19 protein-coding genes are annotated in these 18,930 nt (G+C 73.4%); 7 read left to right on the top strand and 12 right to left on the bottom strand.

Annotated features, from left to right (window positions below; all coding sequences use genetic code 11):
• Positions 1 to 63 precede the first annotated feature (63 nt).
• Positions 64 to 1,224 (bottom strand): PhoX family protein, encoded by a 1,161-nt coding sequence (locus tag ACIP84_RS19145; RefSeq protein ID WP_401798869.1) that lies wholly within the window; start codon positions 1,222 to 1,224, stop codon positions 64 to 66.
• 214 nt (positions 1,225 to 1,438) lie between these two features.
• Between ACIP84_RS19145 and ACIP84_RS19140 the strand changes: the two genes are divergently transcribed.
• Positions 1,439 to 1,888 carry a group III truncated hemoglobin gene (locus ACIP84_RS19140; protein WP_355960683.1) on the top strand — a complete coding sequence of 150 codons (450 nt, stop codon included), beginning with the start codon at positions 1,439 to 1,441 and terminating at the stop codon, positions 1,886 to 1,888.
• A gap of 113 nt (positions 1,889 to 2,001) precedes the next feature.
• Positions 2,002 to 2,415 carry a VOC family protein gene (locus tag ACIP84_RS19135; RefSeq protein WP_401798867.1) on the top strand — a complete coding sequence of 138 codons (414 nt, stop codon included), beginning with the start codon at positions 2,002 to 2,004 and terminating at the stop codon, positions 2,413 to 2,415.
• Between the two features lie 10 nt (positions 2,416 to 2,425).
• Here ACIP84_RS19135 and ACIP84_RS19130 read toward each other — a convergent pair whose 3' ends face one another.
• From ACIP84_RS19130 to ACIP84_RS19105, 6 genes are all read right to left on the bottom strand, one after another.
• Positions 2,426 to 3,187, bottom strand: a complete 762-nt coding sequence (locus ACIP84_RS19130) for an SDR family NAD(P)-dependent oxidoreductase (RefSeq protein ID WP_401798865.1) — start codon at positions 3,185 to 3,187, stop codon at positions 2,426 to 2,428.
• Between the two features lie 27 nt (positions 3,188 to 3,214).
• Positions 3,215 to 4,501, bottom strand: coding sequence for an MFS transporter (locus ACIP84_RS19125; protein WP_401799376.1), 1,287 nt, complete (start codon positions 4,499 to 4,501; stop codon positions 3,215 to 3,217).
• Positions 4,502 to 4,849: 348 nt separating this feature from the next.
• Positions 4,850 to 5,434, bottom strand: coding sequence for a TetR/AcrR family transcriptional regulator (locus ACIP84_RS19120; protein WP_401798863.1), 585 nt, complete (start codon positions 5,432 to 5,434; stop codon positions 4,850 to 4,852).
• 37 nt (positions 5,435 to 5,471) lie between these two features.
• Positions 5,472 to 5,834, bottom strand: a complete 363-nt coding sequence (nirD, locus tag ACIP84_RS19115) for a nitrite reductase small subunit NirD (RefSeq protein ID WP_401798862.1) — start codon at positions 5,832 to 5,834, stop codon at positions 5,472 to 5,474.
• The gene (gene nirB / locus ACIP84_RS19110; protein ID WP_401798860.1) at positions 5,831 to 8,365 is read right to left on the bottom strand and encodes a nitrite reductase large subunit NirB; all 2,535 of its coding nucleotides are present in this window, start codon (positions 8,363 to 8,365) and stop codon (positions 5,831 to 5,833) included. Before nirB ends, nirD begins: the two co-directional genes overlap by 4 nt.
• Complete coding sequence (locus ACIP84_RS19105) at positions 8,362 to 9,669, bottom strand: NAD(P)/FAD-dependent oxidoreductase (RefSeq protein ID WP_401798858.1); 1,308 nt, start codon at positions 9,667 to 9,669, stop codon at positions 8,362 to 8,364. Before ACIP84_RS19105 ends, nirB begins: the two co-directional genes overlap by 4 nt.
• Before the next feature lie 209 nt (positions 9,670 to 9,878).
• On the opposite strand from ACIP84_RS19105, the gene ACIP84_RS19100 reads away from it, so the two are divergent.
• Genes ACIP84_RS19100 through ACIP84_RS19090 form a run of 3 tightly spaced genes read left to right on the top strand, consistent with a single transcriptional unit; the run spans position 9,879 to position 12,328 of the window.
• Positions 9,879 to 11,294, top strand: a complete 1,416-nt coding sequence (locus ACIP84_RS19100) for a ferric reductase-like transmembrane domain-containing protein (protein ID WP_401798856.1) — start codon at positions 9,879 to 9,881, stop codon at positions 11,292 to 11,294.
• Positions 11,287 to 11,505 carry a hypothetical protein gene (locus ACIP84_RS19095; protein WP_401798854.1) on the top strand — a complete coding sequence of 73 codons (219 nt, stop codon included), beginning with the start codon at positions 11,287 to 11,289 and terminating at the stop codon, positions 11,503 to 11,505. Before ACIP84_RS19100 ends, ACIP84_RS19095 begins: the two co-directional genes overlap by 8 nt.
• A gap of 37 nt (positions 11,506 to 11,542) precedes the next feature.
• Entirely contained in the window at positions 11,543 to 12,328 is a 786-nt protein-coding gene (locus tag ACIP84_RS19090) for a TSUP family transporter (RefSeq protein WP_355960659.1), read from the top strand.
• A 153-nt stretch (positions 12,329 to 12,481) separates the two neighbouring features.
• Here the strand turns inward: ACIP84_RS19090 and ACIP84_RS19085 are convergent, their stop codons facing one another.
• The 5 genes from ACIP84_RS19085 to ACIP84_RS19065 form a co-directional block, all read right to left on the bottom strand.
• Complete coding sequence (locus ACIP84_RS19085) at positions 12,482 to 13,099, bottom strand: class F sortase (protein WP_355960657.1); 618 nt, start codon at positions 13,097 to 13,099, stop codon at positions 12,482 to 12,484.
• A gap of 78 nt (positions 13,100 to 13,177) precedes the next feature.
• Positions 13,178 to 13,684, bottom strand: coding sequence for a hypothetical protein (locus ACIP84_RS19080; RefSeq protein ID WP_030317385.1), 507 nt, complete (start codon positions 13,682 to 13,684; stop codon positions 13,178 to 13,180).
• A gap of 403 nt (positions 13,685 to 14,087) precedes the next feature.
• Entirely contained in the window at positions 14,088 to 14,534 is a 447-nt protein-coding gene (locus ACIP84_RS19075; protein WP_401798851.1) for a hypothetical protein, read from the bottom strand.
• Positions 14,531 to 16,243 (bottom strand): right-handed parallel beta-helix repeat-containing protein, encoded by a 1,713-nt coding sequence (locus ACIP84_RS19070; protein ID WP_401798849.1) that lies wholly within the window; start codon positions 16,241 to 16,243, stop codon positions 14,531 to 14,533. Before ACIP84_RS19070 ends, ACIP84_RS19075 begins: the two co-directional genes overlap by 4 nt.
• Before the next feature lie 34 nt (positions 16,244 to 16,277).
• Positions 16,278 to 17,042 carry an aminotransferase class IV gene (locus tag ACIP84_RS19065; protein WP_401798847.1) on the bottom strand — a complete coding sequence of 255 codons (765 nt, stop codon included), beginning with the start codon at positions 17,040 to 17,042 and terminating at the stop codon, positions 16,278 to 16,280.
• 92 nt (positions 17,043 to 17,134) lie between these two features.
• Between ACIP84_RS19065 and ACIP84_RS19060 the strand changes: the two genes are divergently transcribed.
• Together ACIP84_RS19060 and ACIP84_RS19055 are read left to right on the top strand one after the other, a co-directional pair.
• A complete protein-coding gene (locus ACIP84_RS19060; protein WP_401798846.1) occupies positions 17,135 to 17,794 on the top strand; it encodes an NADPH-dependent FMN reductase in 660 nt (219 codons plus the stop codon).
• Positions 17,795 to 17,803: 9 nt separating this feature from the next.
• A partial coding sequence (locus tag ACIP84_RS19055; RefSeq protein WP_401798844.1) for an ABC transporter ATP-binding protein occupies positions 17,804 to 18,930 on the top strand: 1,127 nt, incomplete at its 3' end.

Below are 18,930 nucleotides of genomic sequence, written 5' to 3'. Positions count from 1 at the left end.
GGCGGCAGGGGCCCGTCACCGCCCGGACGTCAGGCGTGGGAGGGGCTCGTCACCGCCCCGGCGTCAGGCGCGGAACGGCCCCGTCACCTCGTACGTGATGCCGGCGGAGGAGCTGCCGCTGGTGCCGCGCTGGCTGGAGAAGTACAGCCGCTTGCCGTCGGGGGAGAAGGCGGGGCCGGTGATCTCCGAGGACGACTGGCCGTTGATCCGCAGGAACGGGGCGACGACGTCGTCCGGGGTGATGACGCAGATCTCCATGGTGCCGCCGTCCTCGGCGATGAACAGGTCGCCGGAGGAGGAGCCGGTGACGTTGTCGACACCGGTGAGCGGGGCGGCGCCGCTCGGCACGAGCGAGTCGTCGTACGCCAGCTCGTAGGTGTTGCTGGTGAGGTTGAGCTGCCAGAGGCGGTTGTCGCCCTTGGTGGTGAACCAGACGGTGTCGTTGGCGTAGTGGCAGCCCTCGCCGCCGTTGAACTTCTTCGCGCCCGAGACCTGGCTGCGGGTCACGGTCGGGGAGCCGTCCGGGTCCGGCACGTTCTGCCAGGTGAAGGAGCCGGAGGCGGCGGAGCCCGCGACCATCACCTGGAGGGTGCCGGCGGACAGGTCGCCCCAGGTGGTGGGGATGAAGCGGTAGAAGCAGCCGCTCGTCTCGTCCTCGGTCAGGTAGACGACCTTGCGGACCGGGTCGGCGGCGGCGGCCTCGTGCTTGAACCGGCCCATGGCGGCGCGGCGGACGGCGGCGTTCACCCCGTACGGGTCGGTCTCGTAGACGTACCCGAGGCTGACCTCCTCACAGGACAGCCAGGTGTTCCACGGGGTCTTGCCGCCCGCGCAGTTCTGCCGGGTGCCGGACAGGATGCGGTACGCGCCGGTGATCGAGCCGCCGGAGTCGAACTTCACCGCGCTCGCGCCGCCGCTCGGGTTGATCTCCGAGTTGGACACGTAGATCCAGCCGGTGCCGTCGGCGAAGCAGGCGCCGCCGTCGGGGGCGCTGTGCCAGGTGTACGAGGTGCCGGGCACGGTCTGGCCCGACCTCGCGATGACCCGGCTGGTGAAACCGGCGGGCAGCAGGATGCCGTTGGCGTCCGCCGCGCCGAGGGCGCCGTAGGGGCCGGCGCCGGGCTGCGCGGGGGCCGCGTAGGCGGCGCCGTGCATCAGGGTGCCGCCGAAGGCCGCCGCCGACGTACCGATGACCGCTCCGCGCAGAAAACTGCGTCGCTCCACGTCTCACTCCTGAGAAGGGTGGTGAACCGCCCCGTCAGTCCGGTCGGCGACGGGGTCGCGCGCTTCCGGAAACTAGGAGTACGGAATTGACTGTGCATCAACAAGCGGTGAAGGGGAAGAGGCGGGAACAGGGCGGGCCCCCGCCGGGCGGGGCGGGCGGGGGACGGGACCTTCGGCTCTACGGGGGGTCCCGCGCAGGGGGGACACTGGGGGCATGCGCGCCACCCGGGACATCAGCGGCCGAGACGACCTCGACGTCGTGCTGCGGCGCTTCTACCGCGCCGCCTTCGCCGATCCGCTCATCGGGCCGTTCTTCACCGAGGTCGCCGGGACCGACCTCGAGGTGCACCTGCCGCGCATCACCGACTTCTGGGAGCGCGCCCTCCTCCGTACCGCCGGCTACGCGCGGGACGCCTTCGCGCCGCACGCCGCACTCCACTCCGCCCGGCCCCTCACCGCCGCCCACTTCGGACGCTGGGTGCAGCTCTGGCGCGCCACCGTCGACGGCCTCCACACCGGCCCGCTGGCCGAGCGGGCCAAGGCGCAGGGCGAGCGGATCGCCCTCGCGATGCTGCGGCGGCTCGCCGGGCCAGGGGCCGGTACGGAGGGCACGGGCGGCGGATTCGTCCCGCTGGCGGCCCTTGAGCTGCGCTCCGCCGCCTGAGCGAGAAAGTTCTCGGGAGAGCGATGAGTTACGGGCGGGACGCCCGTCCTACCTCTTGAAAGCGCCGGAGCGACCGAAGCGACCGGAGCGACCGCAAGGGAAGAGAGCGCATCATGGCCCCGCAGATGATCTTCGTGAACCTGCCCGTCAAGAGTGTCGACGCCGGCAGGGCCTTCTTCGAGAAGCTCGGCTTCTCCCACAACCCGCAGTTCAGCGACGAGACGACCGCCTGTGTGGTCTTCAGCGACACGATCTTCGCGATGCTCCTCGAAGAGGAGAAGTTCCGGTCCTTCATGGCCCCCGGCAAGGAGGTCTCCGACGCCACCAAGGCCACCGAGGTCCTGGTCACCCTGAGCGCCGAGAGCCGTGAGAAGTGCGACGAGCTCGCCGACGCCGCCCTCGCCGCCGGGGGCACCCCCGCGAAGGAGCCGATGGACATGGGCTTCATGTACGGCCGCTCCTTCACGGACCTGGACGGCCACCACTGGGAGGTCTTCTGGATGGACCCGGCGGCCGCCCAGGGCTGAGCCCCGCGCGTCAGGCGGAGACGCCGCCGTCGATCACCAGGTCCGTGCCGACGGCGGAGCCCGCCGCGTCCGACGCGAGGTACAGCACGGCCGCCGCCACCTCGGCGGCGGAGGAGATCCGGCCCAGCGGGGACTCCTGCTTCATCCGGACCTCCCGATCGGCCTCCGTCTCGCCGGGCCGCAGCGACATCGCGGACTCCGAGGCGCCGGGGCTCACCGCGTTGATCCGGACCCCGTCGGCGATGTGGTCCAGGGCCGCGGCCCTGGTCAGCGCCGACACGGCGGCCTTCGAGACCTGGTAGCCGAAGACTCCGGGGATCCGGACGTGCGGGCCCAGGTTCGACGCGATGTTCACGATCGCCCCGCCGCCGTGCGCCCGCATGTGCGCCACCTCGGCCTGCAGGGCGTGCAGGACTCCCGTGACGTTGATGTCGAGAAGCGTCCGCCAGTCGTCGAGGGGGAAGTCGGCGGCGCTGTGGCCGCCCCGAAAGACCCCCGCGTTGTTCACGGCCACGTCGAGACCGCCGTAGACCTCGACCGTGCGCCGGACCAGCTCCCGTACGGACCCGGCGTCGGCCACATCGGCCGTGACGGCGGCGGCGGTGCCGCCGGCGGCCTCGATCAGAGCGACCGTCCCCTCCAGGGACTCGACGGTACGGCCGGCGACGACGACCTTCGCGCCCTCGGCGGCGAAGGCGAGCGCGATGGCCCGGCCGAGACCGGAACCGGCCCCGGTGACGAGGGCGACGCGGTCGGTGAAGCGTGCGTTCATATGAGTCGGCTCCCGTGTGAGTACGTGCTACTTGACGCGGATCGTGAGGACGGCGAGTGCGGTGAAGAGGGCGGCGGCGGCCGCCAGGGACACCGCGTCGCCGCCGAGGGTGAGCAGGGCGGCGAAGACCACGGTCGGCCCGAGTTCCATCGCCGTGTTCAGGACGCCGCCCGCGAGGCCCGCCCGGTGCGCGGGGACGCCCTCGGTGGTCAGGACGGCGGCGGCGGAGAAGGACAGGGCGCCGCCGGCCGGCAGCAGGAGCAGGCCGGGGAGCAGCCCGTAGGCGTACGGCACCGAGGCGTCGAAGCCGGTCGCGGCGAGCAGTCCGAGTCCGGCCGCCGCCGTCCCGAGCCCGGTCGCGGTCACGCGCCCCGGGCCGTACCGCCCGATCAGCGGGCCCGCCAGCCGCCCCGAGCCCAGCAGGGCGACCGCGAAGGGCACGAAGGCGGCGGAGGCCCGCAGCTCGTCCCAGCCGCGCTGCTGCTGGAAGGAGAGGGAGAGCAGGATGAAGACGGTGGCCATGCCGGTCGCCGTGAGGCCGATCGCCGCCAGGCCCAGGACCCGGCGCCCGTCGCGCAGGAAGTCCGGGGGCAGCAGCGGGTCGGCGGTGCGCCGTTCGACGGCCCCGAAGGCGGTCAGCAGGACCAGCCCGGCCAGGAGGGGGACGAGGACCGGGGCGGAGCCCCACGCGTGGGCGTCGGTGAGGACGAGCCCGAGGCTGGCGAGGGTGATCCCGGCGGTGGCGAGCAGGGCGCCGGGCAGGTCGAGGGACCGGCTCCTCGGTGCGGGGCCGCCTCCGGGCGCGGTCCCCGGCAGGACGCGCGGCGCCAGGAGCAGGGCCACGACGGTCACCGTCACCGGGACCGCGAACGTGCCGCGCCAGGACGTGGCCGCCGAGATCACCCCCGAGAGCAGGTTCCCGGCGGTCGCGCCCAGCACGGACAGGCCGCCCCAGGTGGCCATCGCCCTGCCGTACGCGGCCGGTTCCGGGAACAGGGAGCGGAGCGCCGCCATCGCCGCCGGGGCGACGAGCGCGGCGCCGACGCCCTGCCCGAACCGGGCGGCGAGCAGCGCCTCGTACCCGGGGGCGAGCGGCGCGAGGGCGGAGGCGGCGCCGAAGACCAGCAGTCCCGCGGTGAGGATCCGGCGCCCGCCGAAGCGGTCGGCGAGCCGCCCGCCGAAGAGGAGCAGCCCTGCGAAGGTCAGGCCGTACGCGGCACTCAGCAGGATCAACTGGGCGCGTTCCAGCCGGAATTCGGTGCCGATGCGGGGGAGGGGGACGGCGAGGGAGGCGAGCGTGAAGATGAGGGTCATCTGCACGACGGCGAGGAGGGCGAAGCCTGCGCGGGTGCGGGGCCCGCGGGCGCGGCGGCCGGGTGGGTGGTCTTCGGGTGGGTGGTCTCCGGGGGTGAGGCCGCCAGGGGCGCGGGCTCCAGGAGTGCGGGCTCCGGCGGTGAGGGCTCCTGCGTCTGTACGGCCGCCGGGTGTGCGGCTCTCCGCTGTGCCGCTCCCCGCCGTGCGGCTCCCGCCGCCGGTGCCCCCGGCGGATTCCCGCGCCGTCGTCGATGACATACCCATCCCCCTTTACTTGACCGTACGTTCCAAAATGAGCCCCGAAGAAAGGGCGCCCCCCGTGGGCGCCCTTTCCTCGGTGCGGCTGCCTCAGTCCAGCAGCCCCAACGCCTGTTCCGCCGCGTCCCGGACCCTGGCCGGGTCGCTCGACGCCTTGCCGACCACCCGGATCCCCTGGAGCAGGACCAGGAGCATGCGCGCCAGGGCGCGCGGGTCCCGGCCGGCCGGCAGTTCGCCCCCGGCGCGGGCCCGGGTGAGCGCCGCGTGCAGGAGCGTCTCGATCTGCTCCCAGCTGAGCTCGACCCGGCGGGCCACCGCCGTGTCGTGCGGCCCCAGTTCCGCGGCCGAGTTGGTGACGAAACAGCCGTTCAGCCGCTCGTCCTCGGCCGATGCCTCGGCGGCGAAGCGGCGGACGAGCGCGCGGACGGCCGGCAGGGCTGGGCCCGGCGCGGACAACTCCTCGACGATCCGCGGGTCGCGGGTCTCCAGGTAGCGGTCCATCGCCTTCAGGTACAGCGCGTGCTTGTTCCCGAAGGTCGCGTAGATGCTGGCCCGGCCCACGCCGAGGTGCTCCACGAGGTCCGACATCGTCGTCGCCTCGTAGCCGCGCGCCCAGAACAGGCCGAGGGCGGCCTGGAGCGCGGCGTCGGGGTCGAATTCCTTTGTCCTGGCCACAAGGAGACCGTACGACTATCTGGAACGATCGGTCAAGTTACTTTGCTCGCACCGGATACACCGCCACCGCGACCTCCTCGTCGTCCAGACACCGCCCCGTCTCCAGGTCGAAGCGCTGCTTCAGGAGCGGCGAGGCCACGAACGGCCGCCCCTCCGCCGAACCGACGAGCCCGCGGGAGAGCACCTGCGCCCCCGTGAACGGGTCGCGGTTGTCGATCGCGTACGTCTGCCCCGAGCGGTCCCGGAAGACCGCGACCTGCCGGCCGTCCGGCAGCAGCGCGGCCACGCCCCGGCCCGGGGTCAGCCGGGTCTCCTCGCAGACCGTCACCCACGAGCCGGGGTCGGGGGAGATCTCGAGCGTCGTCGTGGTGGGAGTCGTGAGCGTCGTGAGGGTCGTCATCGGGAGGAAGCCCCTTCCAGCGTGCTGTTCGTCCTGCCGAGGGTCAGGATCGTGAGGTCCGGCTTGATCTGGTCGCGCTCCGGGACGAAGCGGACCGAGGGGTCCGGTGCCTCCGGGGCGTTCACGAAGGAGACGAAGCGCCGCAGCCGCTCCGGGTCGTCCAGGGTCTGCGCCCACTCGTCCCGGTAGTCGGCGACGTGCGCCGCCATCAGCGCCTCCAGCTCGCCGCAGAGCCCGAGCGAGTCGTGCACCACCACGTCCTTGAGGTGGTCGAGCCCGCCCTCCAGCCGCTCCAGCCAGGTCGACGTCCGCTCCAGGCGGTCCGCCGTCCGGATGTAGAACATCAGGAACCGGTCGATCAGCCGCACCAGTTCGGCGTCGGAGAGGTCCTGGGCGAGCAGGTCCGCGTGGCGCGGCGTCGCGCCGCCGTTCCCGCCGACGTACAGGTTCCAGCCGTTGGCCGTCGCGATGATCCCGAAGTCCTTCGACTGCGCCTCGGCGCACTCGCGGGCGCAGCCGGAGACCGCCGACTTGAGCTTGTGCGGGGCGCGCAGGCCCCGGTAGCGCAGCTCCAGCCGGATCGCCATCCGCACCGAGTCCTGGACGCCGTACCGGCACCAGGTCTGCCCCACGCAGGACTTGATCGTGCGCAGCGCCTTTCCGTACGCGTGCCCCGACTCGAAGCCCGCGTCCACCAGCCGGGTCCAGATCGACGGGAGCTGGTCCACCCGGGCGCCGAAGAGGTCGATCCGCTGGCCGCCGGTGATCTTCGTGTACAGGCCGAAGTCGCGGGCCACCTCGCCGATCACGATCAGCTTGTCCGGGGTGATCTCACCGCCGGGGATGCGCGGCACCACCGAATACGAGCCGTTGCGCTGCATGTTGGCGAGGAAGTGGTCGTTGGTGTCCTGGAGGGAGGCCTGCTCGCCGTCCAGGATGTAGCCGTTGTTGAGGGAGGCGAGGATCGAACCGACGGTCGGCTTGCAGACCTCGCAGCCCTCCCCGCCGCGGGCCTCCGCCCGCCCGTGCGAGTCGAGCAGTGCGGCGAAGGAGGTCACCCGCAGGGTGCGGGCGATCTCGTACAGCTCGCTCCGGGTGTACGAGAAGCAGCCGCACAGGCCCTTCTCGGCCGGCGCCGGCAGCAGCTTCTCGATGACCTTCACGCAACTGCCGCACCCCGTACCGGCCTTGGTGCACTTCTTCACCTCGGCGAGCGAGGAGCACGCGCCGATCGCGTGCTTCGTCACGTTGTGGCAGGAGCAGATCACCGCGTCGTCCGGCAGCGCCGAGGGCCCCAGGGCCACCGGTGCTCCCGCGCCCGCCGGAAGGACCAGCTGCTCGGGGGAGACCGGAGGCACGGTGCCCGTGAGCGGGCGGAGCAGGCCGTACTGCTCGGCGTCGCCGACCAGGACACCGCCCAGGAGGACGCCGTCACCGCTCACCACCAGCTTCTTGTAGACACCCGAGCGGGAGTCGGAGTACACGACGTCGAGGCAGCCCTCGGCCGTGCCGTGCGCGTCGCCGAAGGACGCGACGTCCACGCCGAGCAGCTTCAGCTTCGTCGACATGTCGGCGCCGGTGAAGCCGTCGCCCTCGCCCGCCTCCTCCGCCAGGGTCGCGGCCACCGTCTGCGCCATCTCGTAGCCCGGCGCCACCAGGCCGTACACCCGCCCGTCCGAGGCGAGCGCGCACTCGCCGATCGCGAAGACCGCCGGGTCGGAGGTACGGCACCGCTCGTCGACCGCGATGCCGCCGCGCTCCCCGACGGTCAGTCCGCAGTCACGGGCCAGCTGGTCCCGGGGCCGTACACCGGCCGAGAACACGACCATGTCCGTGGCCAGTTCGGAGCCGTCCGACAGCTTCATGCCCGTGACCGAGCCGTCCGCCGTCACGACCTCCTGCGTCCCCGTCCCCGTGTGGACGGTCAGACCCATCCGCTCGATCGTCCGCAGCAGCGCGGCGCCGCCGCCCTCGTCGACCTGCACCGGCATCAGCCGCGGCGCGAACTCCACGACGTGGGTGTCGAGTCCGAGGCCCTTGAGCGCGCCGGCCGCCTCCAGGCCGAGCAGACCGCCGCCGACGACCGCGCCGGTCGTCGCCGTCTTCGCGTACTCCTCGATGGCGAGGAGGTCCTCGATCGTCCGGTACACGAAACAGCCGCGGGCGTCCTTGCCGGGGACGGGGGGCACGAAGGGGTACGAGCCGGTGGCGAGGACGAGCGCGTCGTACCCGAAGACCCTGCCGGAGCGGGCGGTGACCGTACGGGCCTCCCGGTCCACCGACTCCGCCGCGTCGCCCACGTACAGCTCGATGCCGTGCCGCTCCATGAAGCCCGCCTCGACCATCGACAGGTCGTCCGGGGTCTTCCCGGAGAAGTACGAGGTCAGCTGGACGCGGTCGTAGGCGGGGCGGGGCTCCTCGCAGAGGACGACGACCCTGGCCCGCTCGGTGACACCGCGGTCGGCGAGCGACTCCAGGAACCGCTGGCCGACCATTCCGTGGCCGACCAGGACGATGGTGGGGGTGGTCATGAGGAGCCTCCGTCGTGGGTGAGCAGGTGCAGCAGGGGGGCCTCGTCGGGCAGGGCCTCGTCGCCCTCCCAGGTCCGGGCGAGCGTGCCGACGGCGGCCAGATCGCCGAGGAGGACGCCACCGACGAGGCGGTCTCCGCGGACGACGACCTTGCGGTAGGCGCGGCGGGTGGCGTCGGTGAGCTGGACGACGTCGTCGCCGGGTCGCGGGGTGGCGTCGCCGAACGCGGCGAGGTCGAAGGGCTGGGCGCCGGCGAGGGTGAGGCGGGTGAGGGCGCGGCTGCCGGTGTACCCGGCCGCGGGCGCGTCCGCAGCCGGGACGGCGACGGCGGGGGGCGACGTGTCGGGCGTGGTCGCGCGGCGGTGGGTGGGTGTCGCCGCGCGGGGCGGGTCCGTCAAGGCGGGGGTCTTCGTCCGGAGGATGGTCGTCAGGGCGTCCGCCTGGTCCAGGGCCGGGCCCGCCAGGCCGTACACCCGGCCCCCGTGCTCCGCGCAGTCGCCGATCGCGTGGATGTACGGGTCCGACGTCCGGAGTTCGTCGTCGACCACGATGCCCGTCGCCACCGCCAGCCCCGCCTCGCGTGCCAGGGCCACCCGAGGGCGGACCCCGCACGCCAGGACCACGACCTGCGCGTCGAGGACGAAGCCGTCGGCCAGTTCGACCGCCGTCACCTCGCCGTCCCGCTGTCGCAGACCGCTCACCCGGCACTCGGTGTGCACCTCGACCCCGAGGGACTCGACGTGCTCGCGCAGCAAGTCCGATGCGGTGGCGTCCAGCTGGCGCTCCATCAGGCGCTCGCCCTGCTGGGTGAGCACCACCTCCGCGCCCAGCGCGGCCAGCGCCCGCGCCGCCGAGACCCCGAGGAGCCCGCCGCCGATGACCACCGCCCGCGCCCCGGGCCGTACCCGGTCACGCAGCGCCAGGCAGTCGTCGAGGGTACGGAAGGCGTGGACGCCCTCCGGCGGTGCCGCCCCGCCCGGGCCGCGCAGTCCGCGCAGCGGAGGGAGCACCGGGTTGGAGCCGGTGGCCAGGACCAGGCGGTCGTAGCCGACGAGCGAACCGTCCGCGCACTCCACCGTCCGCGCCGCCCGGTCGATCCGCACCGCCCGCACCCCGAGCCGTGCCGGCTCGCGGGTTCCGGGCAGGGCGATCACCTCGGGGGCGTACCGCCCGGCGAGGACGTCGGCGAGCAGCACCCTGTTGTACGGGGCGTGCGGCTCCTCGCCGAGGAGGGTGACGGGCAGGCGCTGGGCGAGCCGGGCGCCCGCCGTTCCGCCCCCGACCACCACGATCCGTGTACTCATACCGGGAAGCGTGCGCGGCCGGTGTTACCCGACGGCATCCCGGCTGTTTCCCGTACGGAACGCTGATCTCCGTCCCCCGCCCCGTCCGCTGTGAGGCCGGGCGGGGCGGACCGTCAGGGTTAACCGGTGGTCAGGCTCGGCTCAAGCCAGGCTTAAGGATCGCGGGGAGGGAGCTGAGCTGCGGATTCCCGTATACGGGCGGACCTACTGTGCCGGTTGTGACCACCGAGGCCAGCCATCCTCTCTACGTACCCCTCCGACCCCCGAGCGCCGAACCGGCCCCCGCGCCGCCGGCACCTGCCCCGCCCCTCGCCGCCCTGCGGCTCGCCCCCGAGCGCCTGCGGACCGCGATCCTGGGCGGCGCCGGGGCCGTCGCCCTGCTCTGGGGTGTCCAGGCCCGGCCCTCCGCCCGCCTCGACGCCTTCTTCGCGTCCGGCGCGCACCTCACCGGTCTGCTCGCCGGGTACGGCGTCCTCGTCCTGCTGCTGCTCATGGCCCGCGTCCCGGCCGTCGAGCACGGCGTGGGCGCCGACCGCCTCGCCCGCTGGCACGCCCTCGGCGGCCGGTACGTCCTCGGCCTGATCGGCGCGCACGCGCTCCTCGCGCTCTGCGGCTACGCCGTGCACACCCGTACCGACCTCGTCACCGCCACCGGGGGCCTCCTGGGGTACGGGGCGATCGCCGCCGCCACCGCCGGCACCCTCCTCTTCGTCGCCGTCGGGGTCACCTCCGCCCGGGCCGTACGGCGCCGGGTCGGCCACGAGGTGTGGCGGGCCGTCCACCTCGGCGGGCTGCTCGCCGCCGCCCTCGGCTTCGTCCACCAGCTCGCCGGACCCGACATCGCCGACAGCCTCCTCGTCCGCTGGCTCTGGTCGATGGCCCACGGCACCGTCGCCGTCCTCCTCCTCTGGTACCGGCTCGTCGTCCCGGTCCGCGCCGCCCTCCGCCACGAGCTGCGGGTCGTCGAGGTCCGCGACGAGGGACCGGGCGTCGTCTCGGTGCTCGTCCGGGGCAGGGGAGTGGCCCGACTGTGCGCCGAGCCCGGCCAGTTCTTCCGCTGGCGCTTCCTGCGGCGCGGGCTCTGGGCGACCGCCCTGCCCTTCTCCCTCTCCGCACCCGTCCGTGACGACACCCTGCGGATCACCGTGAAGGCGCTCGGCGACCACACCCGCCGCATCCGCCGGCTCCGCCCCGGGGTCCGGGTCCTCGCCTCCGGCCCGTTCGGCGCCCTCACCGCCCACCGCCGCACCCGCCGCAAGGTGCTGCTGCTCGCCGGAGGCGTCGGCATCACCCCCCTGCGCGCCCTGTTCGAGACGCTGCCCGGCGGGCCCGGCGACGTGACCCTGCTCTACCGGGCCTCGGACGCCGACGGGCTCGTCCTGCGCGAGGAGCTGGAGGCCATCGCCCACGAACGGCAGGCCGCCCTCCACTTCCTCCTCGGCCGCTCCGACGACTCCTTCGACCCCCTCGCGCCGCGGGCCCTGCGCCATCTGGTGCCGGACCTCGCCGCCCACGACGTCTACCTCTGCGGGCCGCCCGCCATGGCCCGCGCCGCCACCGCCAACCTGATCCGGGCCGGAGTGCCGGCCTCCCGCATCCACAGCGAGGACTTCGACCATGCCTAGACACGGCGCTCCCCGCGGCCCCCGCGTCCCCCGCATCCCGCGCGTCCACTCCGTCGAGCAGGCCCGGCGCCTGCTCGCCGCCGCCCTCCTCGGCGCCGGCGCGCTCGCGGGGACCCTCCTCACGGCCTCCGTCTCCCCGGCCGCGCCGCCGGCTCCGGACCGCGGTCCGGGCGCCGCAAGCTCAGACGTAGCTCAACTCTCCAGAGATTGATGGACGGGGCAACGATCGCGTCCCTAGGCTCACGGGCATGCCCGAGATCTCGCTGACCACCCTCGTCCTGCTGTGCCTCGCCGCGCTCGTGGCGGGCTGGATCGACGCGGTGGTCGGCGGCGGCGGGCTGCTCCTGCTGCCCGCCCTGCTGCTCGGGCTGCCGAACGTCCAGGCCGCGCACATCCTCGGCACCAACAAGGCCGTCGCGATCGTCGGCACCACCGGGGCCGCGATCACCTACGTCCGCAAGGCGCCCGTGCGGGTCTGGACGGCGGTCCGCATCGGGCTCGCCGCCCTCGCGGGCTCCATGGCGGGCGCCTTCTTCGCGGCGGGCATCAGCAGCGACGTCCTGCGCCCGGTGATCATGGTCGTCCTGCTCGCGGTGGCGGCCTTCGTGATGCTGCGGCCGTCGTTCGGCGCGAAGGCCGAGGGGGAGGAGCGGGCGCCGCTGACCCGGGCCCGGATCGTCACCGCGATCGTGGTGGTCGGCGGCGGGATCGGCTTCTACGACGGCCTGTTCGGCCCCGGCACCGGCACCTTCCTGGTGCTCGCGCTGACCGCCGTCCTCCATCTCGACCTGGTGACCGCCTCGGCGACCGCGAAGATCGTCAACGTCTGCACCAACGCGGGCGCGCTCGCGATGTTCGCGTACCAGGGCAGCGTGTACTGGAAGCTCGCCGCCGTCATGGCGGTCTTCAACCTGATCGGCGGGACGGTCGGGGCGCGGATGGCGCTCAGCAAGGGCGCCGAGTTCGTGCGCGGGGTGCTGCTCGTGGTGGTGCTGTCGCTGGTCGCGAAGCTCGCCTTCGACCAGTGGGCCTGACGCCCACCGGGACGACGTGCCGGGACGGGACCGTCCATCCGAACGGCGACCCGACGGGCCCGGCGGGCCATCCGACGGACCCCGCGGGCCATCCGACGGACCCGGCCATCCGGCGGGCCATCCGGCCGGCCACCGGACCCGCCAGCGGCCCCGCTACCGCACCCCGATGAGATGGCCGAAGGCGACCACGTTCCCCTGGTAGCCGTTCTTCTTCGAGAAGCCGCCGCCGCAGGTGATCACCCGGATCTCCGCGCGGTTCGCCTCGTCGTACACCTTCCGGTCAGGGAAGTCCTTGTTCCCGTAGACCTCGACCGCGTCGACCGTGAACACCGCGGTCCGCCCGTCCTGCCGGTCCACCTCGATCCGGTGGCCCTTCTTCAGGGCGCCGAGCGTGTAGAAGACGGCGGGTCCCTCGGCGTTGTCGACATGGCCCGCGACGATCGCCGTGCCCTTGGCGCCGGGCGCGGTGCCGCCCTCGTACCAGCCGGCCATGTTCCGGTCCTCGGCGGGCGGTACGTCGAGCGAACCGTTCGCGGCCAGGCCGAGCCGCATCATCGGGGTGTCCACATCGGTCTCGGGGATGCGCAGCCGGACCGGCGCCGAGGGCGGCAGCGGGTCGGCGGCGGCGTCGGTGTGCACGCTCGGCCCGGCGGCGAAGGCCTGCGCGGCCGACGGCACGGGTGGGGTGATCTGCTCAGAGCCGTTCTGGACGAGCCAGAGCCCGACGCAGGCGGCGACGGCTATGCCCCAGCCCTTGCTCCTGTTGCCCACCTGGGCTCCCTGGGGTGTGGCCCTGCCCCCGCCGGGCTGTGATCGGGCGCTCGGCGGGGGCAGGACAGGCGGATGGTCTCAGTGGCCCTGCGCGCCGCTCGCCCGGCGGCGCAGGAGCCAGACCCCGCCCACGGCAGCTGCGGCCAGCACCGCCGCGCCTGCCGTGACCTGGGCGGTGTCGGGGCCGACGCTGCCCCCGACACCGGTCTGGACGTGGCCGCTGGGACGGCGGTGCTTGACGGTCAGGTCGCCCCGGGCCGTCTTGCCGTTGTCGCAGGCCACGCTGATGCCGTACGTGCCGGCCTTGGCGTGCTCCGGTACGTGGAACTGGCCGACCACGACCTCCTTGTGCGTGCTCGGGCTCAGCTGGAACTCGCCCGCGCCGAGCGAGTTCGCGTCCCCGACACCGCGTCCGTGCTTCCCGCAGGCGAGCGTGTTCACGGTGACGGTCGTGCCGGGTTCGGCATCGGAGGGGAAGATCTCGAGCCACTCGGAGTCACCGGCGAAAGCCGAGGGGACGGCGAGGGCTCCGATCGCGGCGACCGTCAGCGCGGTACCGGTGAACAGGCGGACAATGGTGCGCATGGGGGGCCTCCGGGGCGCGCGAGCGGTCGAGCGGGGCGGTCCTCCCGGGAGGGACTTCCCGGAACGGCCTTCTGAGACCGAGATAAGAGCCGCCGCGCGCGCCGCGCCTCCTGATGAGGCATCAGGATTGGGCCGTCCGATACGGTGTGTCGCCTGGATTTCATGCGTCTGCGCAGGTCAGGGCGGGTTTCTTTGTGTCAGCTGACGCCCCGTGCCGAACGGGTGACCAGCTGCCGCCCGGCGGGCGGGGCCGCATCGCCCTCCAGCACCCGCCGGACGGCCGTAAGACCCCCGCGGACGTCCGTAAGGCCCCCGCCGGAGTCCGTTAGACCGCCGCGGACGTCCGTAAGACCCCACCAGGCCCGGACAGACCCGCGCCAGCCCCCCCCGCCCAGCCCCCCCGTCAGACCCCCGACAGCCCGGTGATCGCCGCCAGGGCCCACTCCTGCGCGCCCACCGTCGCGCCGGCCGCGATGCCGGTGGCCACCGGGGCGAGCGCGCCCCGGAGCGTGGTGAGCGCCCGGCGCACCCTGCCCTCCTCGACCGGCTCCTCCTGGCTGATCACCGCCAGGACCTCCTCGGCCGCCTCCCGGGTGTCCCGCCGGTCCTGCTCCCCGAGGCCGGCCCCGGGGAGCTGCCGGAGGAGCTCGCCGATCCGGTCGGCGAGTGCCTCGTACCCCGGTGCGACCGGGCCGGGCGTGCCGTTGTTCTGCTGGTTCTGGGTGGCGGTCTCGTTGTCCCAGGCGAACTGGCCCTGCGAGACGGTGCCGTTGAACACCGGTCCGTTGTAGTGGTTCACCTGGGGTGCGGCGTTCTCCGGTGCCTCGTTCTCGTCCGGTCGGTCGTTCATGAGCGGGAACCGTCCTCTTCCGTCCTCTGCTGGTGCTGGCTGACGTTCTCGTTGCCCCAGGCCACCTGGATGTCCCGGACCGGCCCGTTGAAGACCGGCCCGTTGAAGATGTTGATGATCTGCTGCGGTGGCACGGCCGGCTTCTCCGCGTGCAGGGAGACCTTGAGCGAGGTCCGCAGCCGGACCGTCTCGATCCGGCCGTTGCCGATGACGGCCGCTCCGCGGGTGCCGTTCACCGCGCAGTCCACCAGCTGCCCGCCGGCCTCCGCGTCGAAACTCGCGCCGGCGGTCGCGCAGTCGGTGAACTCACTGCGTGCGATGTCGAGGTACGCGGAGCCCGTTCCGTAGACGCCGTGCGTCCCGGAGCCGTTCACGGTGAGGTTCCGTGCGATGAGCCGTCCGCTGCCGAGGGCTCCGGCCCCGGCGCCGCTCACCGCCGTGACGACGCTGTCGGTCACGCGCAGTTGGGCCTCGTCGGAGACGCCGAAGCCGAGGATGCCGTGCTCCGCCGTCACGTTCCTGAGGGTGACGCGGGACTGGCCGCCGATGGCGACGGCGGCCATCTCGCAGTCGCGGAACGCCGTGTCCGTGACCTCGGCGGTGGTGCCGCCGTTGCCCCGGGCCTCCAGGCCGGACTGGCAGCGGTCCACCCGTAGGTGCTCGAACGTGGCCCCGGAGTCGTCGAAGACCCGCAGCGCGGTGTTCGTCAGGTCCTCGACCGCGATGCCGGCGAAGCGGCCCCGGGCGCTCTCGGTGACCGCGATCCCGACGTTGCCGCCGGAGATGCGGCCCCCGTGCACCTCCGGCGCGCCGCCCTTGGTGGCGAACACCGCGATGTTGCCGGAGCCGAGCACCTGGCAGTCCTCGAACCGCCCCCTGGCGTCCGTCTGGACGTTGATGCCGGTGTCGTGGCAGTCGGCGAGGACGCAGCCCCGTACCAGCGGATCGGCGCCGCTCGCCGCGCCGATGCCGTGCCGGGCTCCGGCGACCCTCGTCCGGTCGACGGAGCCCCGGGACTGCTCGGTGAACATGATTCCCTCGCCGTGCACGGCGGTGATCACGCAGTCCGCCACGACGAGCCGGGCCCGGGCGTCCGCCGTGAGGGCCGCCTGCCCGGTGCCGGTCAGCTCGCAGCCGACGACCTCGGCGTGCGCGTCGCTGACCCGCAGCCCGTGGATCCTGCTGCCCTCGATCAGGCTGCCCAGGACCGAGACGTGCGCGCCCTCGATCACGGCGATCGCGTTGTCGGCGGCGTCGGTGAACCGGCAGCGCTCGACCAGCCCCGCGCCGCCGGTGAAGAGCGTCCGGCCGTGGGCGACCACGCTGTCCCGCAGGGTGACGGTGGTGTGCGGCCGGGCGTGCAGGGCGACGCCGCCGTGGGCGCGGATCTCCGTGTGGTCGAGTGTCAACGCGCCCGCGTGGCAGGCGACGACGTCCGTCTCGCGGCCGACCAGGGTGAGGCCGTGCACCCGGACCGATCCGGCGGCGTCGAGGACGGGGCTGCGGGGCCGGCCGACGACGACGGAGCCGGGGCCCTCGGCCGCGACCAGCTGCACGTCGCCCCGGACGGTGAGGGCCTCCTCGTACCGGCCGGGCGCGATCTCGATCAGGGCCGCCCGGCCCCGTGCGGCCGCCGCCCGGAGCGCTGACGTGATGTCGGGGTGGGCGCGCCGCCCGCCGCGCGGCGAGACGACGTATCTCGCGACCATTCCGATGACTCCCCCGATTCGATCCAGAGCCGTTCTACAACTCGTCCCACTCCACCGAGTCGTATGCCGAGTACACCCGCTCCATCAGCTCCTCGTCCACCGCGAACGTCACCTCGTCGATCGCCGTCACGGCCGCGATGGAACGGGAGTTGGTGACGAGCGCGGCCCGGTAGCCGGAGAGGTCGGCCAGGGTGACCGGGCGGCGCACCGACGGAACGCGGGGCTCCAGGAGGGCCATGGTGATGCCTTCGAGGCAGGGCGCCGACGGCCAGACCAGGGAACTTCCGTCCCAGAAGGCGATGTTGGTGACGGCTCCCTCGGCGATCTCGCCGTACGGGGAGATCAGCACGGCCTCGTCGTATCCGGCGCGCCGGGCCGCCTCGCGGTGGTAGCTCTGGCCGAAGCCGCCGAGGTGCTTGAGGTGCGGCGCGGGGCGCCAGTACTCGGCGGTCGTCAGGCGCTGCGGGGCGCCGAGGCCGTCCGGGGCGGGTGCGGCGACGGTCACCACGACGCGGACGTCCGGGTACACGTACACCCGTGCCGAGGCGTTCCGCCGCCCGGAGGCCTCCAGGGCGCCGGTGATCAGGGAGCGGACCCGCTTGCCGTCCAGCTCCCGGTCGAAGAGCTCGCGGGTCGCGCGGTCGAGGCGGGCGAGGTGCAGGTCGAGGCCCTTCACGCGCCCGTCCCGCACCTGCATCGCCGTGAAGTGGCCGAAGCCGGACATGAGGGCGGCGAGCAGCCCGGGGTCGGTGGCCGCGGGGACGCCGTCGATCTCGATGTACGGGGGCGGAGTCGTCATGCACTCACCGTACGTCCGGGGAAACGGCCTTGGGAAAGAGCCGGAGAACGTCGCTTGACCTCAACCAAACTTGAGGTACCACGATCATCCGCATGGACATCACGAACGCCTCCACGGCCACCGTTCCCCCCGCCCCCTCCGCGTCTCCCGCCCCCGCGGAGAGCGCCTCCGCCCCCGCCCCGCTCACCCTCGCCCTCGTCGTCGCCAGCGACCGCGAAGGCCGCTTCGCCCCCGTCGTCACCGACTGGTTCCGCTCCCGGCTCGCCGAGCGCGAGGACTTCACCGTCACCGTCGTCGACCTCGCCGAGACCGACCTCCCCACCTCCCTCTCGTACGACCCCTCCCCGGCCGTCCGCGCCGAACTCGCCAAGGTCACGCCGGTGCTGGAGGAGGCCGACGCGTACGTCGTCATCACCCCCGAGTACAACCACTCCTTCCCCGCCTCCCTCAAGAACCTGATCGACCGGCACTACACCGAATGGCAGGCCAAGCCCGTCGGCTTCGTCTCCTACGGCGGCATCTCCGGCGGCCTGCGGGCCGTCGAGCAGCTCCGGCAGGTCTACGCCGAGATGCACGCGGTCACCGTCCGCGACACCGTCTCCCTCCACCACGCCCACGCGCTGTTCGACGAGGACGGACGGCACAAGGACCCCGCCGCCGCGGAGGGCGCCGCCAAGACGCTCCTCGACCAGCTCGGCTGGTGGGGACGCGCCCTCAAGGACGCCAAGTCCGTCCGCCCGTACGGCATGTGAGGGATCGTCATGCTGCTGCGACTCCTCGCGCCCCGCCTCAGGCCGTACCGGACCCTCCTCGTCCTCCTCGTCGCCCTCCAGCTCGCCCAGTCCCTCGCCTCCCTCGCCCTGCCCGCCCTCAACGCCGGCGTCATCGACCAGGGCGTCCTGCGCGGCGACACCGACCGCGTCCTCAGCGGCGGCGCCGCGATGGTCGCCGTCACCCTCCTCCAGGCGGTGGCCGCCGCCGCAGCCACCTACACCGGCGCCCGGGTCGCCATGGGCGTCGCCCGCGACCTGCGCTCCGAAGTCTTCCGCCGCGTCCAGGAGTTCTCCGCCCGGGAGCGGGGCGGATTCGGCGCCGCCTCCCTGATCACCCGGACGACCAACGACGTCCAGCAGATCCAGACGTTCACCGTCCTCGTCCTGACCATGCTGGTCGCCGCGCCGCTCCTCTGCTTCGGCGGCATCGCCATGGCCCTGCGCCAGGACGTGCCGCTCGCCCTGGTGCTGCTGCTCTTCGTGCCGGTGATGACCGGCGCCGTCGGCGCCGTCGTCCTGCGGATGCGGCCGCTCTTCAAGGGCATGCAGGAGCGCATCGACCGCGCCAACCGGGTGCTGCGCGAGCAGATCACCGGCGTCCGGGTGGTCCGCGCCTTCGTCCGCGACCGGCACGAGAGGGAACGGTTCGCCGCCGCCAACGACGAACTCCTCTCCGTCGGCCTCCGAGCCGGCCGGCTCCAGGCCATGATGTTCCCGACGGTGCTGATCATCTGGCAGCTGACCACCGTCGCCCTCGTGTACGTCGGCGCCCACCGCATCGACTCCGGTGCCCTCCAGCCGGGCGGCCTCGTCGCCTTCCTCGGCTATCTGCTCCAGACCTCGATGTCCGTGATGATGGTCCTCTTCCTCCTCATGCACATGCCCCGGGCCGAGGCGGGCGCCGTCCGTGTCCGCGAGGTGCTCGACACCCGATCGTCCGTCGTCCCGCCGGCCTTCCCGGTCCGCACCTCGGAGGTCCGGGGGCATCTGGAGGTCCGCGGCGCGGACTTCCGCTACCCGGGTGCCGAGGAGTCGGTCCTCAAGGACGTCGGGATCGAAGCCCGGCCGGGCGAGACGACCGCGATCATCGGCTCCACCGGCAGCGGCAAGTCGAC

The sequence above is a fragment of the Streptomyces sp. NPDC088707 genome, assembly GCF_044752725.1.
Lineage (GTDB): Bacteria > Actinomycetota > Actinomycetes > Streptomycetales > Streptomycetaceae > Streptomyces.
The sequence above is the reverse complement of the archived record's forward strand: the minus strand, read 5'-3'. Positions and strand labels throughout refer to the sequence as shown.

Excerpts from the sequence above, each read along its gene's own strand:
- ACIP84_RS19080 (WP_030317385.1), bottom strand. The coding sequence starts at position 13,684 with ATGCGCACCATTGTCCGCCTGTTCACCGGTACCGCGCTGACGGTCGCC.
- nirD (WP_401798862.1), bottom strand. The coding sequence starts at position 5,834 with ATGACGACCCTCACGACGCTCACGACTCCCACCACGACGACGCTCGAG.
- ACIP84_RS19070 (WP_401798849.1), bottom strand. The coding sequence starts at position 16,243 with ATGGTCGCGAGATACGTCGTCTCGCCGCGCGGCGGGCGGCGCGCCCAC.
- nirB (WP_401798860.1), bottom strand. The coding sequence starts at position 8,365 with ATGACCACCCCCACCATCGTCCTGGTCGGCCACGGAATGGTCGGCCAG.
- ACIP84_RS19075 (WP_401798851.1), bottom strand. The coding sequence starts at position 14,534 with ATGAACGACCGACCGGACGAGAACGAGGCACCGGAGAACGCCGCACCC.
- ACIP84_RS19060 (WP_401798846.1), top strand. The coding sequence starts at position 17,135 with ATGGACATCACGAACGCCTCCACGGCCACCGTTCCCCCCGCCCCCTCC.
- ACIP84_RS19095 (WP_401798854.1), top strand. The coding sequence starts at position 11,287 with ATGCCTAGACACGGCGCTCCCCGCGGCCCCCGCGTCCCCCGCATCCCG.
- ACIP84_RS19125 (WP_401799376.1), bottom strand. The coding sequence starts at position 4,501 with ATGACCCTCATCTTCACGCTCGCCTCCCTCGCCGTCCCCCTCCCCCGC.
- ACIP84_RS19090 (WP_355960659.1), top strand. The coding sequence starts at position 11,543 with ATGCCCGAGATCTCGCTGACCACCCTCGTCCTGCTGTGCCTCGCCGCG.
- ACIP84_RS19065 (WP_401798847.1), bottom strand. The coding sequence starts at position 17,042 with ATGACGACTCCGCCCCCGTACATCGAGATCGACGGCGTCCCCGCGGCC.
- ACIP84_RS19135 (WP_401798867.1), top strand. The coding sequence starts at position 2,002 with ATGGCCCCGCAGATGATCTTCGTGAACCTGCCCGTCAAGAGTGTCGAC.
- ACIP84_RS19140 (WP_355960683.1), top strand. The coding sequence starts at position 1,439 with ATGCGCGCCACCCGGGACATCAGCGGCCGAGACGACCTCGACGTCGTG.
- ACIP84_RS19105 (WP_401798858.1), bottom strand. The coding sequence starts at position 9,669 with ATGAGTACACGGATCGTGGTGGTCGGGGGCGGAACGGCGGGCGCCCGG.
- ACIP84_RS19130 (WP_401798865.1), bottom strand. The coding sequence starts at position 3,187 with ATGAACGCACGCTTCACCGACCGCGTCGCCCTCGTCACCGGGGCCGGT.